The sequence below is a fragment of the Devosia psychrophila genome, from assembly GCF_000971275.1.
Lineage (GTDB): Bacteria > Pseudomonadota > Alphaproteobacteria > Rhizobiales > Devosiaceae > Devosia > Devosia psychrophila.
This window is the reverse complement of sequence record NZ_LAPV01000090.1, coordinates 22,811-36,549: the sequence shown is the minus strand read 5'-3', so window position 1 is coordinate 36,549 and position 13,739 is coordinate 22,811. Positions and strand designations below refer to the sequence as shown.

At 62.0% G+C, this 13,739-nt stretch carries 12 protein-coding genes; 4 read left to right on the top strand and 8 right to left on the bottom strand.

Annotation, left to right across the window (positions count from 1 at the left end; translation table 11 throughout):
- Positions 1–3 precede the first annotated feature (3 nt).
- Genes WH91_RS08225 through WH91_RS08190 form a run of 8 tightly spaced genes read right to left on the bottom strand, consistent with a single transcriptional unit; the run spans position 4 to position 9,283 of the window.
- Entirely contained in the window at positions 4–1,410 is a 1,407-nt protein-coding gene (locus WH91_RS08225) for a dihydroorotase (RefSeq protein ID WP_046170519.1), read from the bottom strand.
- Positions 1,407–2,837: an alpha-amylase family protein gene (locus WH91_RS08220; RefSeq protein WP_046170518.1), complete on the bottom strand. Its 1,431-nt coding sequence runs from the start codon at positions 2,835–2,837 to the stop codon at positions 1,407–1,409. Before WH91_RS08220 ends, WH91_RS08225 begins: the two co-directional genes overlap by 4 nt.
- Positions 2,834–4,015, bottom strand: coding sequence for a pyridoxal phosphate-dependent aminotransferase (locus WH91_RS08215; RefSeq protein WP_046170517.1), 1,182 nt, complete (start codon positions 4,013–4,015; stop codon positions 2,834–2,836). Before WH91_RS08215 ends, WH91_RS08220 begins: the two co-directional genes overlap by 4 nt.
- On the bottom strand, positions 4,015–5,244 hold the full coding sequence (locus WH91_RS08210; RefSeq protein ID WP_046170516.1) for an amidohydrolase family protein: 1,230 nt from the start codon (positions 5,242–5,244) through the stop codon (positions 4,015–4,017). Before WH91_RS08210 ends, WH91_RS08215 begins: the two co-directional genes overlap by 1 nt.
- A gap of 18 nt (positions 5,245–5,262) precedes the next feature.
- Entirely contained in the window at positions 5,263–6,435 is a 1,173-nt protein-coding gene (locus WH91_RS08205; RefSeq protein WP_143078217.1) for a M24 family metallopeptidase, read from the bottom strand.
- 5 nt (positions 6,436–6,440) lie between these two features.
- Positions 6,441–7,523 carry an Ldh family oxidoreductase gene (locus WH91_RS08200; protein WP_046170514.1) on the bottom strand — a complete coding sequence of 361 codons (1,083 nt, stop codon included), beginning with the start codon at positions 7,521–7,523 and terminating at the stop codon, positions 6,441–6,443.
- Between the two features lie 3 nt (positions 7,524–7,526).
- Entirely contained in the window at positions 7,527–8,405 is an 879-nt protein-coding gene (locus WH91_RS08195) for a DUF4438 domain-containing protein (protein ID WP_046170513.1), read from the bottom strand.
- Complete coding sequence (locus WH91_RS08190; RefSeq protein WP_046170512.1) at positions 8,402–9,283, bottom strand: DUF4438 family protein; 882 nt, start codon at positions 9,281–9,283, stop codon at positions 8,402–8,404. The genes WH91_RS08195 and WH91_RS08190 overlap by 4 nt, the downstream gene beginning before the upstream one ends.
- 195 nt (positions 9,284–9,478) lie before the next feature.
- Between WH91_RS08190 and WH91_RS08185 the strand changes: the two genes are divergently transcribed.
- The 4 genes from WH91_RS08185 to WH91_RS08170 are packed head-to-tail and all read left to right on the top strand — an operon-like array spanning position 9,479 to position 13,715.
- Positions 9,479–10,999 (top strand): carboxypeptidase M32, encoded by a 1,521-nt coding sequence (locus WH91_RS08185; RefSeq protein WP_046170511.1) that lies wholly within the window; start codon positions 9,479–9,481, stop codon positions 10,997–10,999.
- Between the two features lie 14 nt (positions 11,000–11,013).
- Positions 11,014–12,216, top strand: coding sequence for a pyridoxal phosphate-dependent aminotransferase (locus WH91_RS08180; RefSeq protein WP_046170510.1), 1,203 nt, complete (start codon positions 11,014–11,016; stop codon positions 12,214–12,216).
- A gap of 9 nt (positions 12,217–12,225) precedes the next feature.
- Positions 12,226–12,708, top strand: a complete 483-nt coding sequence (locus tag WH91_RS08175) for a VOC family protein (protein ID WP_046170509.1) — start codon at positions 12,226–12,228, stop codon at positions 12,706–12,708.
- 5 nt (positions 12,709–12,713) lie between these two features.
- Positions 12,714–13,715 carry a succinylglutamate desuccinylase/aspartoacylase family protein gene (locus WH91_RS08170; RefSeq protein ID WP_046170508.1) on the top strand — a complete coding sequence of 334 codons (1,002 nt, stop codon included), beginning with the start codon at positions 12,714–12,716 and terminating at the stop codon, positions 13,713–13,715.
- The last annotated feature ends 24 nt before the right edge of the window (positions 13,716–13,739 follow it).

Sequence of the window (13,739 nt, the reverse complement as noted above, 5' to 3'; positions counted from 1 at the left end):
GGATCAGGCCCTCAAGCGGGTGGATTGGGCTGGGTGAAGGTTGTCGGGCGAGACATACTGACCCCAGCCGGGGCGGCCCCGTACGGCCCCGTCATAGACTGTCTGACCAGCCACGATGGTGCGCGTGATGCGGCCGGAGAAATCGGCGCCATAGTAAAGTTGGGCCACGTCGCGGGCAAAGGTCAGCAGCGTATCGGGTCCGATGCGGGTCCTGCCGGCCATGTCGACCAGCATCAGGTCGGCATCTGCATCAACCTCGATCCGGCCCTTGCCGGGCAAGTTGAAGCGCTTGGCCGCATTGCCGCTGAGCAGTGCCATAGCGAGCTTAAGGCTGATGCGACCCTTGGCAACGGCGTCCAGCATGCTGGGAACCAGCACTTCGGAGCCGGGGCTGCCCGGTGGTGCGTTGACCATGTTGCTGGCGCCAGCCAGTTTCTCGGCGTGCGAAAAGGCTGCATGATCGGTGGTGACATGGGTGATGATGCCATCGGCAATGGCCTGCCACAACGCATCCTGGTCGGACTGCAACCGGACCGGTGGATTGATCTTGGCAAACACGCCCGCCTTGCGCACGTCGTCATGGGTGCGAAACAGGTAATGCGGGCAGGTCTCGGCGGAGAAATCGGAGGTGCCGGCAAAGCGGCGCAGCACGTCGACTGTGAGGGCGCTGGTGACATGGGCGATGTGCAGCTTGGCCTGTGCCTCGATGTTCATGACGAGGAGCTTGGCCACGGCCACAGCCTCGCACATGGCCGGACGGGAGGCCAAATGGGCGTCGATATTGCTCAAGTCGGAGCCGGCGATTTCGGCTTCCGCAAGTGCAAGCAACTGCGCACTTTCTGCATGCACGACTATCGGTAGTTTGGTGGTTGCTGCGGCTTTGAGGGCCCGCATCTGGTCGGCTTCGTTGGGGAATGACAGGCCGAAGAACTCGTCGTCACGACCTTCCGGGGCAGGGGTCGTGAAAATCTTGAAGGCCACGATGCCCGCTGCGGCCATCGCCGCAACGCTTGTTTCCCCGAGATCGCCGGGGGCTGCATAAAGGCCGAAGTTGATGAAGGCATGCTCGGCGAAATGTGCGCGGCGGATTTCCACGCGCTCGGCGGTGTTGCAGCACGGCTTGCTGATCGGCATCTCGAACAGCGTCGTGATGCCGCCCGCTGCAGCGGCCCGCGTTTCGCTCTCGACGGTGCCACGGTCTGGATAGGCCGGGGCGCGAATGTGGAAGTGGATGTCGACAGCGCCGGGCAACAGATGTTGGCCGCTGGCGTCGATCGTCTCTACCGCTTCGCCCTCGCCACGCGGCAGCAGCGCGGCGATCTGACCCTTGGCGATGGCGAGATCGACGGCCTGCAATCCGTCCGGGGTCAGCACTTCGGCGTTGCGAATGATGTTATCGTAACTGGTCACTCTTTAAGCCCCAGTTCTATCAGGGCCTTGGCCACGCCATCGAGATTGGTCAGGTGCATGCTGGCATAATTTGGGGCCAGCACGACGCCATGGCCACCGGCGCGATAGGTCGCCATCACCGATCGATAGGCGATGTCGGGTGTCATCTTGGCGGTTTCGGCCTTGGTCCGTGGCGCATCGACGCCGAGGCCCATGAAAACCTTGGCCTTGCCATTGACGCCTTTGACTGCGTCGGCACATTGGCCGAATACATAGGTTTCGGGGTCCATGCCGGCGGCGATAACGCCGGAATAAGGCGCCTCGTTGAGCCCGAGGATGCGATACAGCACCGCCGTGGCTTCATCCGGCGAGAAGTCGCGCAAAATGGTCTTCTGGAAGAAGCCGAGTTCCTTGGTGAAAACCTCGCCAGCCTGGTGCTGGTAGGTGATCGGCTTGACCCAGTCGGCATAAATGGTCTGCTCTTCCCACGGCCATTGGGCCCGGCGGAAGATGTTGAAGTGGTTGCGGTTCCAGATATTGAGCCCAAAGCTCATGCCGGGCTTGCACCATTTGACCAGGCCATAAAGCTCGCGGTCGAGGTCCTTGTTGCGCTCGAGCCAGAACTTCTCCCAGATCAACGCTTCGGGATTGGCCAGCAGCGTGCGGATGAAAGTGATGAAGGCGCCGTCGGGGAACTCCTTACCCGAAGCGGCTTCCTGCATGAAATCATAAAGGTTGAGCAGGGCGCGGCGGCAGGCCTCGACGTCGATGCCGCGCTCCATGGCCTCCTTGCGGGCATGGGTCGAGAAATCGCCCGGCGCGCCGCCCTGGATCAGCGTATCGAGCGGCGAGTTGCGCTCGTTGCACCACATCACCCCGTCAATATTGTAATTGCGCACCTGATCCTCGACCATAGACAGGATCCAGTTGCGATAATCGGGATTGCTGGTCGATGGATCGCTGCCGAGCCGGCCGAAGATATCGACCTCCATGGCCTGTGCCAGGTTGGGTATATCGACGGTATTGGTCGAGCCATGACCGGTGTATTTGAAGAAAGGCTCCATCAGCTCGATGAACACCTTTATGCCCCGGTCGTGCGCCGGCTGGATCACCATATCGAGGATGTCCTTGCCCTCGAACTCCGGGTCCTTGGCGCGGTAGTCCTTGATGAAGGTGCCGTTGTAATAAGCCGGATCGGGCTGGAAATAGGCGCCGCCCTTCATCGCGAACGGCTCCGGTACGCCATGGTCGGGCCAGCCGTCGAGCTTGTAGGAAATCGAGCGGCCGGTCTTGAGGCCGAGCCACGACACGGTGCCCAGCATCAGGACATTGACGCCGACGCGGTCCTTAAGAATGTCGAGCACGGTCTCGACGCCCTCGTCGATGAAGTTGATCGGGCTGACCTGGATGCCGACGAATTTTTCGGCCGGGTTGGGCTTCTCGCTCATGCGGCGGCCTTTGCGTGCTTGGCGATAAAGCCCTTCATACGGGTCACCGCTTCCTTGATCTTGTCGATCGGCTGCAGGAACGACATGCGGATATAGCTAGGGTCGTGGTCGCCGAACATGGTGCCGGGGAAGAGCATCACGCCGGTTTCGCGCAGCAGTTTCTCGCAGAAATCGGGCGTCGACATGCCAGTGCCCGACACGTTGATATAGACGTAAAACGCCCCGCCTGGATTGCCGTAGGTCAACCCCATTTCGTCCAGAGCCGGCAACAGATACGCCCGGCGCGCGGTATATTCGTCGATCATCGCCTGGATCGGCTCCTGCGGGCCGGTGACTGCGGCGAGCGCGGCATACTGGCTGATGGTGCAGGTGTTGATCGACAGAGTGTGCCGGGTGTCGGTGATGCGGCCGACGAAATCGGCGGGGGCGGCAAGGTAGCCGATGCGCCAGCCGGTCATCGCATAGGTCTTGGAAAAGCCGTTGAGCGTGATGGTGCGCTCTTTCATGCCCGGAATGGTGGCGATCGAGAGGTGTTCGTTGCCCTCGTAGATAATCTTGGCATAAATCTCGTCGGAGACGATGATCAGGTCATGCTTGACCGCCAGCTCGGCAATCTTGCGGATGACCGATGGCGGCGTGACCGCGCCAGTCGGGTTGTTGGGTGACACCAGCACGAACATTTTCGTCTTGGGCGTGATGCGCCTTTCGATCTCGGCGACGTCGAGGGCGAAATCATCCTTCTGGAACGTCGGCACCGGGATCGGCACGCCCCCGGCCAGGTTCACCGCCATGTCGTAGGTGGTAAATCGCGGCGAGGTAAGCAGCACCTCATCGCCCGGCGTGATCAGCGCCAGCATCAGCAGCGTGATGGATTCCTGAACGCCCGCTGTCACCGCGATTTCATCGGCGGTATAGTCGAGGCCGTATTCCTTTTTGAGGTCGGCCGCGATGGCGGTGCGCAATTCGGGAATGCCATAGGGCGAGGTATAGTGGTGCTTGTTTTCGTCGATCGCCTTCTTGGCAGCCTCGACAATGTGGGCGGGCGTATGGAAATCGGGATCGCCTCGGCCCATGGCGATGACGTCGGTAAGGCCCGAGGCGATGCCCAGCATCTTGGTGCGGAACGAGCCGTCGTCTTCGGTGATACGTGGCGCGATTTGATTGTTCAGAAAGCTCATCAGTGCATCCTCTTGCCGGCGATAAAGGTCATCATGACGCGCTCCAGCGCGTAGAAATCTTCATCAGGCTTGCCATCGACAACGATCAGATCGGCTTCCTTGCCAACCTCGACGGTGCCGATCTTGTGGTCCATTTTTGAAAGCTGTGCGCCGCGGATGGTGATGGAGCGCAACGCGTCCAGCTTGTCCTTGCAGACGCCGACCTCGACCATGAATTCGAGCTCGGGGGCGATCTGGTCGTGTTCGACCGCAGGGCTGCCAGCGTCGGTACCGAACACGATCGGCACGCCCGCCTTGGCAGCACGCACCAGGCCATCGAAGCGGGACTTGTCGGCCACCGCCTTCTGGCGCTCGGCGATCTTCCATTCCGGGATGCCGAAAGCGCGCGCGATATCGGGCTTGGACTGGATGACCAGCGCCGAGAAGGTGGTGACGATCGGTACCTTCTTGTCGAGCAACAGCTGGATCGTCTCGTCACTCATCGAGCCGCCGTGTTCGACACAGTCGACGCCGAACTCGACGACGCGCCTGATGCAGGCGTCATAGGTGGCGTGGGCGGTCACGGGCAACTTGTTGCGATGGGCTTCGTCGACAACGGCTTCGAGCTCGGCATCGGTGAATTCGAGGGTGTCGTGGCAGGCCATGATCTTGATCAGGTCGGCGCCGCCCTTGACCTGGTCGCGTACGGCGCGGCGCATTTCGTCGGCACCAGTTGCCTCGCGGCAAACCCAATAGGTATGGCCGCCGGTCTGGATGATGCTTTCGCCCGAGACCAGCAGACGCGGGCCGGGGAAGAAGCCCTGCGCCACCGCCTGCTTGGCAAAGAGGTTCGCATTATGCACGCCGAGATCGCGCACCAGCGTCACCCCCGAGCGCAGCGATTTCAGCATGTTGCCAGCCGCTTTGTAGGCGCGGATTTCCGGGCTGTCATACATCGACTGCCAGCTCAGCTCATGCACGCCATCCCACGACAGGTGCCCATGCGACTGGATCAGGCCGGGCATGATGGTCTTGCCGCCGGTATCGGTCACCGTGACGATGGGGGTGCCCATATCTGCGCGGGGCCCGACACGGGTGATCTTGCCGCCGATGACTTCGACAAAACCATCCTCGATGATCTCGTCGCCTTTGGCGGTGATGATGCGTCCGACCAGCACCTGATCGACCGGTTTGAGGTCGAACATCGGCTTGGTGATCTTGGTATATTGCCAGGCAACGGGTTCAGGCATGGTCTCAATCTCTTGGGGCTAGAGCGCAATGACGCGCTGGTCGATGGGAGTGTCCGCCAGAAAGCGGCTCGGAATTTCAACGTGGTCCGGATGCACCAGCATGGTGTTGATGGTGCGATAGCCGTCGCGGCCAGGACGATAGACGCCAGGCTCGTTGGAAAACACCATGTTGGGCAGAACCTCGGTCATGTCGCCGGGTGCCAGCCAGGGCGCTTCGTGGCCTTCGAGGCCCATGCCGTGGCCGATCCGGTGCCGGATGGCGTCGCCGAGGTCTGCGGCCTTGAGCGCAGCGAGGGCTGCGTCGTTGACATCCTGGCAGCGGGCACCGGGCTTGAGCGCGCTGACGGCTGCATCGTTGCAGGTTTCCATGGCCAGCATGACGTGGCGCTGTTCGGCGGTGATCTCGCCGATGATCAGCGTGACGCCGCTTTCCGCGTGGTAACCGCCCAGGCTGCAGCCGACACCTGAGATCAGCGTGTCGCCAAGCTGCGGAACGCGGATGCCTGTCGAGCCATGCGGCAGGGCGGCGCGCGGACCGGAATGGACTGAGGCGGTGATGCCGAGCTTGGTTCCGGCGAAGGCGGCACCATAGTCGCGTTTCAAGGCGGCGAGGGCAAAGCCCGTTGAGTCCGCCAGCAGATCCAGTTCCGTGCCACCCTGTCCGATGATGTTGGCGGCTTCGGCATGGAGGCGCGTCAGGCTGAGGTCGGCGTAGAGGGCGGCAATGCGGGTCAGTTCGAGTTCGACCGCAGTTTTGACGAAGCGCAGCGGCGCGGCGATATCCTCAAGCAGTACCTCGTCGATCAGCGTCTTGAGCGGGGCGATCTGGCGCGCGTCGAGCATATCGATGGCGATACGCATCGCCTTGGATTGGCACACCATCCAGACGACCGGATGCACGAGGCCGGGAAACTCCTCGTAGACGCCCAGCTCGACACCTTGCACAGGCTGGGCGTTTTCGAGTTCGAGCAGTGGTACGAACAGCTTGGCCTCGCCCTCGACCGGAACATAGAGCCCGATCGGCCGCTCGTTGACGGAAAAATTGAAGCCGCAGGCGTAAAACACATTGGCTGGCGACAGCAGCAGCACGCCGTCGAGGCCACGTGCCGCTGCGCTGTGACGCAGTGCATCGCGCACCGATTGGCGGAAGTCCTCGCCGAGTGGCTTGATCGGCCTGACAATGGGCAGCATAGCGCTCACAGCCGGTCCTCCGAAAAGGGGCCGAGCACCTTGATCTCAGCCGAGAGGCCGAGTTCGCGGCCCAGCGCCTGCAGGTCGGCCAGCACTTCGTCGTCGAGCGGTACACCACCGGCAGATTTCCTGGCGACGCGACGCGCTTCCTGTTCGCCGGGGATCAGCACTTCGGAAAAACCGGGCCGGGTCTTGCGCGATTTCACCATCTGCGAATATTCGCCCATGCGCTGCTTGAACTGTTCGAGCGGCATGAACCATTCGATGTCGATTGCGGTGAGGGAGTGCGAAACATCGAGCTTGCCCTGGTCGGCGTAGGGCGTGAGGCCGAAGCCACCGCCGCCGATGACGCCGGTGAGCACGTCGGTCATGAAGGCGAGGCCATAGCCCTTGTATTCGCCGATGCCGAGCAGTGCGCCCTTCATGGCGGCGTCGGGATCGTCAGTGATTTCGCCTTCGGGGGTGAGCGCCCAGTCGAGGGGTATCTTCTTGCCCTCACGCGAATGCCACAGCATCATGCCCTTGCCGGCGGTGGTCAGGGCAAAATCCATCACGGCCGGAAAGCCGAGATTGGTCGGTGCGGCGATGCCCCAGGGATTGGTGCCGACAGCGCCTTCGCGGGCGCCCCATGGCGCCATTTCGGGGCCGGCATTGGTATAGGCAATGCCGATACAGCCGGCGTCCATGGCTTGGCAGGCATGCACCGCAGACGAGCCATAGTGGGTCGAGTTACGCACGATCACCTGGCCTATGCCGGAAACCTTGGCCTTTTCGATCGCCAGCTTCATCGCCTTGGCTGCAACCACCGTGCCGATGCCATTATGCGCGTCGACCAGCGCCAGGGCAGGGCTCTGCTTGATGATCTCGAACTCGGCACGCGGATCGACCAGCTTTTCGCCAATGCGTTCCTGGTAGCGGCGCAGACGACGCACGCCCTGGCCATGACCGGGATGAAACCGCAATTCGGAAAAGATCAGCGCATCGCCAAACAGCTTTGCGTCCTCGGTGGTGAGGCCGAGCGCCTCAAAGCCCTGCGCCATGAAGCGCTCGAGGCTAGGCTTGTCGACATTGGTCAGCGTGATGGCCACGGTCTATGCCTCGAGCTTGAGCAGGGAGGCGATATTGGCGGAGGCGTCGGTGTAGGCGCCGAGTTCCCCCTTGGGCGCGGTCATGATCACCGTCATGCCGGGGCCGTAGCCCGAGCGTGGACCATCGGTCTGGCCGACGATGCCGATGCTCATGGCGCCGCGCAGATAGCCGTGATTGTAGCGGCTGTCGGTGTTTTCGATGGCGACAACGTCACCGAGCTTGAGCTGATCGAGCCCGGCTTCCTTGAGCGCGGCCTTGTCGGTCGACTGTATGTGGAGGCTCCCGCCTTCGCTGGTGAGGCCTGCGCCGGCACCGACAAGAAACGCCGGCACCGTCGCGACGACACCGAACTTCAGCACGCCATCTACGACCTTGCTCGGCAGCGCCTTGAGCAGGTCGGGCGACAGACCCTTGCAGTTGATTGCTTCGTGGCCCGCGATGGAAATGCCGGTGCCATAGGACTTGACCAGGATCTGGTCTCCGACCGCCATCTTCTTGCGGATTTCCTTAGGGAAGTGGATGATCACCTGCTCGGAAAAGCGGCCGGACTTGCCGGTCACCACGCCCTTGGCGCCCTGTGCCTGGCCGGTCATGACAGTTGCCATGTTGCCGAGACAGGCAAAGACGTTGAGGCCGCGGTTCTTCAGGTCATCCGAGCCGCGGATCGAGACGCCGGGATGGATGCAGTCTGCCGCCCAGCCGAAAGCGCGATCACCGACCGAAACGTTGTAGACGATGCCGCCCCAGGCTGGCAGCAGGAACGGCGTACCGTCGGCGGCGAGGCGATAGGGTTCGGCGGGAAGGCCGGGAAAACCCGGATGGGCGATTACGCCGCCGACCGAAACGGCAACGAGGTCGGCTTCGTTGAAGGTGACGCTCACTTGGCAGCTCCGATGCGGAAATAGTTGGAAATATTGGCGGTCGGATCGATGTCGAATTCGATGCCGCCCTCGGCGCAGCTCATCAGCGTCATGATGCCGGGACCGTGGCCGGTCATGATGGAATCGCCGTGGATGCAGATGGCGATGGAGACGGCGCCTTCGCGATAGGAGCGGCCAAAATGGTGGTCGGCGTGGCGGATGGCGATGATATCGCCCAACCGCATCTGGTCGATGCCGAGGTCGGCCATCAGCGCCCGGTCGCCGCTCATCAGGTCCTGGTCGACATATTCGGAGTTCAGCTCGGCGCCCGAGCCCATGATCTCGACTGGCAGTTCGATGGCCACCGGCAGGCGGAGCGACCCGTTGCCGGCCCGCGTCAGGCGCAGCGCCTGCAGCAGTTTCGGGCTGGTTTTCTTGAACTCCAACTGCGGGAATTCCTCGAGCGCAATGCCCCGGCCAAGCGCTTCGATCTGGATCTGGTCGCCGATATTGAGCAGGTCGTTGACCTCATGGGGGAAGGCTACCAGCAGCCGCGCATGCTCGCCGGTCACCGTGCCCTTGGCGCCTTTGGCAAGGCCGGACATGACGGTCGCTTCATTGCCGACGCAGCTCAGGTAATGCAGCGCCATGTCGGACTTTTCATCAGGATGGGCGATCGACACGCCGGGCTCGACATGGTCGCCAGCCCAGCCGAAAGCCCGGTCGCCGACGCTGGCATTGTAGGTGACGCCGAACATGCCAGGCAGGATGACGCCCTTGCCGTCGGGATAGTGCGTGTAGTGCCCCGGACGTAGCGACGGCGTGCTGACGTAGCCGCAGACAGCCATGGCCACCAGCGCGTCGGTATTGGAGGTGAGTCCCCCCAGGTCGGTGCTCATTTGTGCGCTTCCACTATTTTCGGACGCCCCGGTTTGCATCGCTTGACAACCACAAGATTCCCTGTCCAACATTAGCTCATTAGATTGTCGACAATCTGATAGCCGACAAATGTGCACACGGATCGGGCGTCGTCAAGCACCCGATCAACAAAGCGGCAAAAACAGCCGTGAATAGAAAGAAAGATAGTCAAGCCAATGAGTTACGCGCAGCTTATGGAGAGTGTGGGACAGGTCAACGACCTGCTCAACACCCAGTCAATCCTGAGCTGGGATGCTCGCACAATGATGCCGCATGGCGGTCACGAGACCCGTGGCAAGCAGTTGGCGACATTGTCGGTTTTGACCCGGGACCTGCTGGTTTCGGCGAATACCCGCAGCCAGTTGGATAAGGCCGAGGCGGAAACTGCCTCGATGCCCGATGAAGCTGTGGAAAAGGTCATGGTCGCCCAGGTCCGCGAAGCCATCGACTGGCATCTGGCGATTCCGGCCGAATTGACCCGCAAGCGGGCCGAACTCGGTGCCAATGGTCACGCCGTCTGGGCCAAGGCGCGGGCCGAAAGCGATTTTAGCCAGTTCGTGCCGATCCTCGAGCAGACCGTCGCGCTCAATCGCGAGATGGCCGAGTGCATTGGCTACGAGGCGCATCCCTATGACGCGCTGATGTACCGCTTCGAGCCCGGCGAAACCGTCGCGACGCTCAAGCCACTATTTGCCCGCCTGCGCGAAGCGCTGATACCCTTGGTCAAGGCGATCGGCGAAAAGGAGCAGCCGCGCTTCGATTTCCTCGAACGTCACTATCCTGTCGATCAGCAGCACGCTTTCGCGCTGTCGATGGCGCAGAAGGTCGGCTACGACCTCAATCGTGGCCGTCTCGATACGACGCTGCATCCGTTCGAAGTGTCGTTCACGCGCAACGACGTGCGCATTACGACGCGCTTCAATCCCAACTATATGGCGGCAAGCCTGTTCGGCGCGCTGCATGAGGCCGGTCACGCGCTTTATGAGCAGGGTGTCGACGCGGCCTATACCCGCACGCCGTTCGCCACCGATCTGGTTGGACTTTATGCCGTCGGCGGCGTCAGCTTTGGCGCCCATGAATCGCAGTCCCGCCTTTGGGAAAACCATGTCGGTCGCAGTCGCGAATTCTGGTCAGTCAATTTCGCAGAGGCGCAGAAGTTCTACCCCGACCAACTGTCCGACGTGACCGCCGACGAATTCTTCCGCGCCGTCAATCGCTGCAAGCCCGGCTTCATCCGTGTCGAAGCCGACGAGCTGACCTATGATTTCCACGTCATGCTGCGCACCGATATCGAGGCAGCGCTGATGGATGGCTCGCTTGCGGTCAAGGACCTGCCCGAAGCCTGGAACGCCAAAATTAAGGAATATCTCGGTCTCGAGGTGCCCGACGACGCCAATGGCGTGCTGCAAGACGTACACTGGTCCTCGGGCCAGATCGGCACTTTCTGTAACTACACCATCGGCAATGTCATGGCCGGCCAGTTGTTCGAGGCGGCAAAGCAGGACGCGACCATCGCTAGTGGCCTCGCGACCGGCGATTACGAGCCGCTGCGCGTTTACATGATCGAGAACGTGCACCAGCATGGCCGCCGCTATCGCCGCGACGAACTGCTGGTCAAGGCGACCGGCCGCACGCTCGATCCCGAGCCCTACATCGCTCACCTCACCGCAAAATACAGCGAACTTTACAGCCTCTAGGGGAGGAGGGGACCATGGAAGCTTCAGCACTGCACGCCAATCGACTGGCCAATCGCGTCAAGCTCAAGGACGCCCATATCATCACCAAGATGACCGATATCGCGGCCGGGCTGACCGACGTGATCAAGCTCGGTCGCGGCGATCCCGATCTCGATACGCCCGCCCATATCGTCAAGGCGGGCCAGGATGCACTGGGACGCGGCGAGACCCACTATGGTCACCCGCTCGGCCTGCCGGCTTTGCGCGAGGCAATAGCCAGGAACATCCTCGATCAAGGTGGCGCCAACTATGCGCTCGACGAGATCGTCGTGACGCCCGGTGGCCAGCACGCCATGTTCGTCATCGCGCTGGCACTGCTCAATCCGGGCGACGAAATCCTCGTGCCATGTCCCGGCTACAATCCCTACGGCCAGGCCGCCGAGCTTGCCGATGCCACCGTCGTCAATATCCGCATGAGCATGGAAACCAACTTCACGCTCACCGCCGACATGGTCAAGGCCGCCATCACACCGAAGTCCAAGGTGCTGGTGCTGATCAACCCGAACAATCCGACCGGCACCGTCACAGCGCCCGACGAAGTCGAGAAGATCGCCAAGCTGGCCATTGAGCATGACCTGATCGTCATCTCCGACGAAATTTATGCCCGCCTGACCTATGGTAACCAGCGCATCCAGCCGGTGGCGTCGCTGCCCGGCATGAAGGAGCGCACCATCACGCTATCGGGATTCTCCAAGGCCTATGCCATGACCGGCTGGCGCATCGGTTATTTTGCCGGGCCGCGCGAACTGATCGTCGCCATGGCCGAGATCAACCACGCTTTCGCCATTTCTGTCGCCTCCGTCAGCCAATACGCGGCGCTTGCCGCTTTGACCGGACCGCAGGATTGCGTCGAGGAAATGCGCCTCATCTATGACGAGCGCCGCAAGGCGCTCTGCGAAGGTCTCGAAGCGCTAGGCATTCCCTACGCCGAGCCGCAAGGCGCGTTTTATGTCTATGCCAATGTGTCGGCGACCGGTCTTCCCGCCAGCGTGTTCTGCGAGCGCCTGCTCGCCGAGGGCCGGGTGCTGATGTACCCGGGCACCATCTATGGCGACTACACTGACGACTTCGTCCGCATGTCGCTGACCCAGCCGGTCGATCGCATCCGCGAGGCCATGGCCCGCATCCAAACTGTCGTCAATGCCATCCGCGCCGAGCGCCAAGCGCCAGCCGCCTAAGGAGTTCTCATGTCCGTTTCCACCAATCCGAACGTTCTGTCGATCAAGCACATGGCCTTTGCGGTCAAGGACGCCAAGGGCGCGCTGTCCGCCTATTCCAAGTTCCTCGACGTGCCCACCGACACCGCCATCGTCGACTATCCCAAGTCCAAGAACCGCGTGGCGCTGTTTGAGCTCGGCGGCATCGAATACCAGCTGTGCCAGTCGATGGAAGAGGGTGGGCGGTTTGACACCTGGATCAAGCAGCGCAACGCCGAAGGCCTGCACCACATCTGCTACGCCGTCGACAATATCGACAAGGCACTCGACCATGCCAAGGCGCAGGGCGCCGAACTGCGCATCTGCCAAGCCTGTGGCGTCTATGGCAGCCACGCCCATCCCGAAGGCTTCGTGGCCTTCCTCGACAACGATGCCGGCGGCATCGAGATCGAGTTCATGCAGGTCTACACGGCCGATGAACTCGAAAAGTACAAGGCCGTGAAGGGTATCTGATCGCCATGTCCGAAGCTAAAACCATCACCGTCGGCACTGCCATCGCAGCCCCCGGCACCGTCGTTCGCGGCGTCATTCCGGTTACCGAACTGGCCGGCGGCACCAAGGTCGAAATCCCGCTGGTCATCGTCAATGGTGCCAAGCCCGGCCCGGTGTTCTGGGTCGATGGCGCCATCCATGGCGACGAGCCGGAAGGCCCGATGGCCTGCGGCATCGCCCTCAAGGAAGTCGATCCGGCACAGCTGTCCGGCACGCTGGTCATGGTGCCGGTGATCAACGTCATGGCGTTCGAAAACAGCAATCGCGGCAATCCGCTCGATACGTTCTCGTTCGACATGAACCGCATCTATCCCGGTCGTGCCAACGGCTATCTCAGCGAGCGCGTCGCCTGGGCCCATTCGGAATGGATGAGCAAGGTCGCCGACCTCGAAATCTCTATCCATTCGGGCGGCGCCCACTCGTTTCTCGCCAAGGCGATTTTCGTCGACGAAACGCCGGCTTCCGTCGAACTGGCCATGGCCATGGGTGAGGGCTGGGGCTGCATCATGAGCAACTTCCTGCCGAAGGGTTCGCCCATGGCGCAGATGAAGGAAATCGGCAAGACCGGCATCACCGTCGAACTGGGCGGCCGCTCCGCCACTTCGCCCGAAAAGTTCGCCGAAGTCTCGCGCCACCTGGCTGACTCGATCATCAACATCCTGCGCCACTACAAGATGTACCCCGGTACCCCGACCTATCCCAAGGCCGCCACGCGCGGCCAGCAGGAGGCATTGCTGGCGCCAGTTTCCGGCATTTTCGTACCGACCCCGGGCGTTGATTTCCTCAAGCCGATGAAGAAGGGCGATAGCCTCGCCAGGATCATCAACATCTTCGGCGACGAACTGGCCCATATGGTCGCCCCCGCTGACGGCATGTTCTTCGGCCTCCGCGCCCTGCCAAACGTCAACACCGGCGACTGGTGCTGCTTCTTCAACAAGGTGGAAGGACCGCGTGCCTGGACGCCGTGAGGCACCGGGTACAAGGGAGCAAAC

Bases quoted from the DNA above. Each gene is read 5' to 3' on its own strand.
- WH91_RS08220 (WP_046170518.1), bottom strand. From the start codon at position 2,837: ATGAGCGAGAAGCCCAACCCGGCCGAAAAATTCGTCGGCATCCAGGTC.
- WH91_RS08215 (WP_046170517.1), bottom strand. From the start codon at position 4,015: ATGAGCTTTCTGAACAATCAAATCGCGCCACGTATCACCGAAGACGAC.
- WH91_RS08210 (WP_046170516.1), bottom strand. From the start codon at position 5,244: ATGCCTGAACCCGTTGCCTGGCAATATACCAAGATCACCAAGCCGATG.
- WH91_RS08205 (WP_143078217.1), bottom strand. From the start codon at position 6,435: ATGCTGCCCATTGTCAGGCCGATCAAGCCACTCGGCGAGGACTTCCGC.
- WH91_RS08190 (WP_046170512.1), bottom strand. From the start codon at position 9,283: ATGAGCACCGACCTGGGGGGACTCACCTCCAATACCGACGCGCTGGTG.
- WH91_RS08185 (WP_046170511.1), top strand. From the start codon at position 9,479: ATGAGTTACGCGCAGCTTATGGAGAGTGTGGGACAGGTCAACGACCTG.
- WH91_RS08180 (WP_046170510.1), top strand. From the start codon at position 11,014: ATGGAAGCTTCAGCACTGCACGCCAATCGACTGGCCAATCGCGTCAAG.
- WH91_RS08175 (WP_046170509.1), top strand. From the start codon at position 12,226: ATGTCCGTTTCCACCAATCCGAACGTTCTGTCGATCAAGCACATGGCC.
- WH91_RS08170 (WP_046170508.1), top strand. From the start codon at position 12,714: ATGTCCGAAGCTAAAACCATCACCGTCGGCACTGCCATCGCAGCCCCC.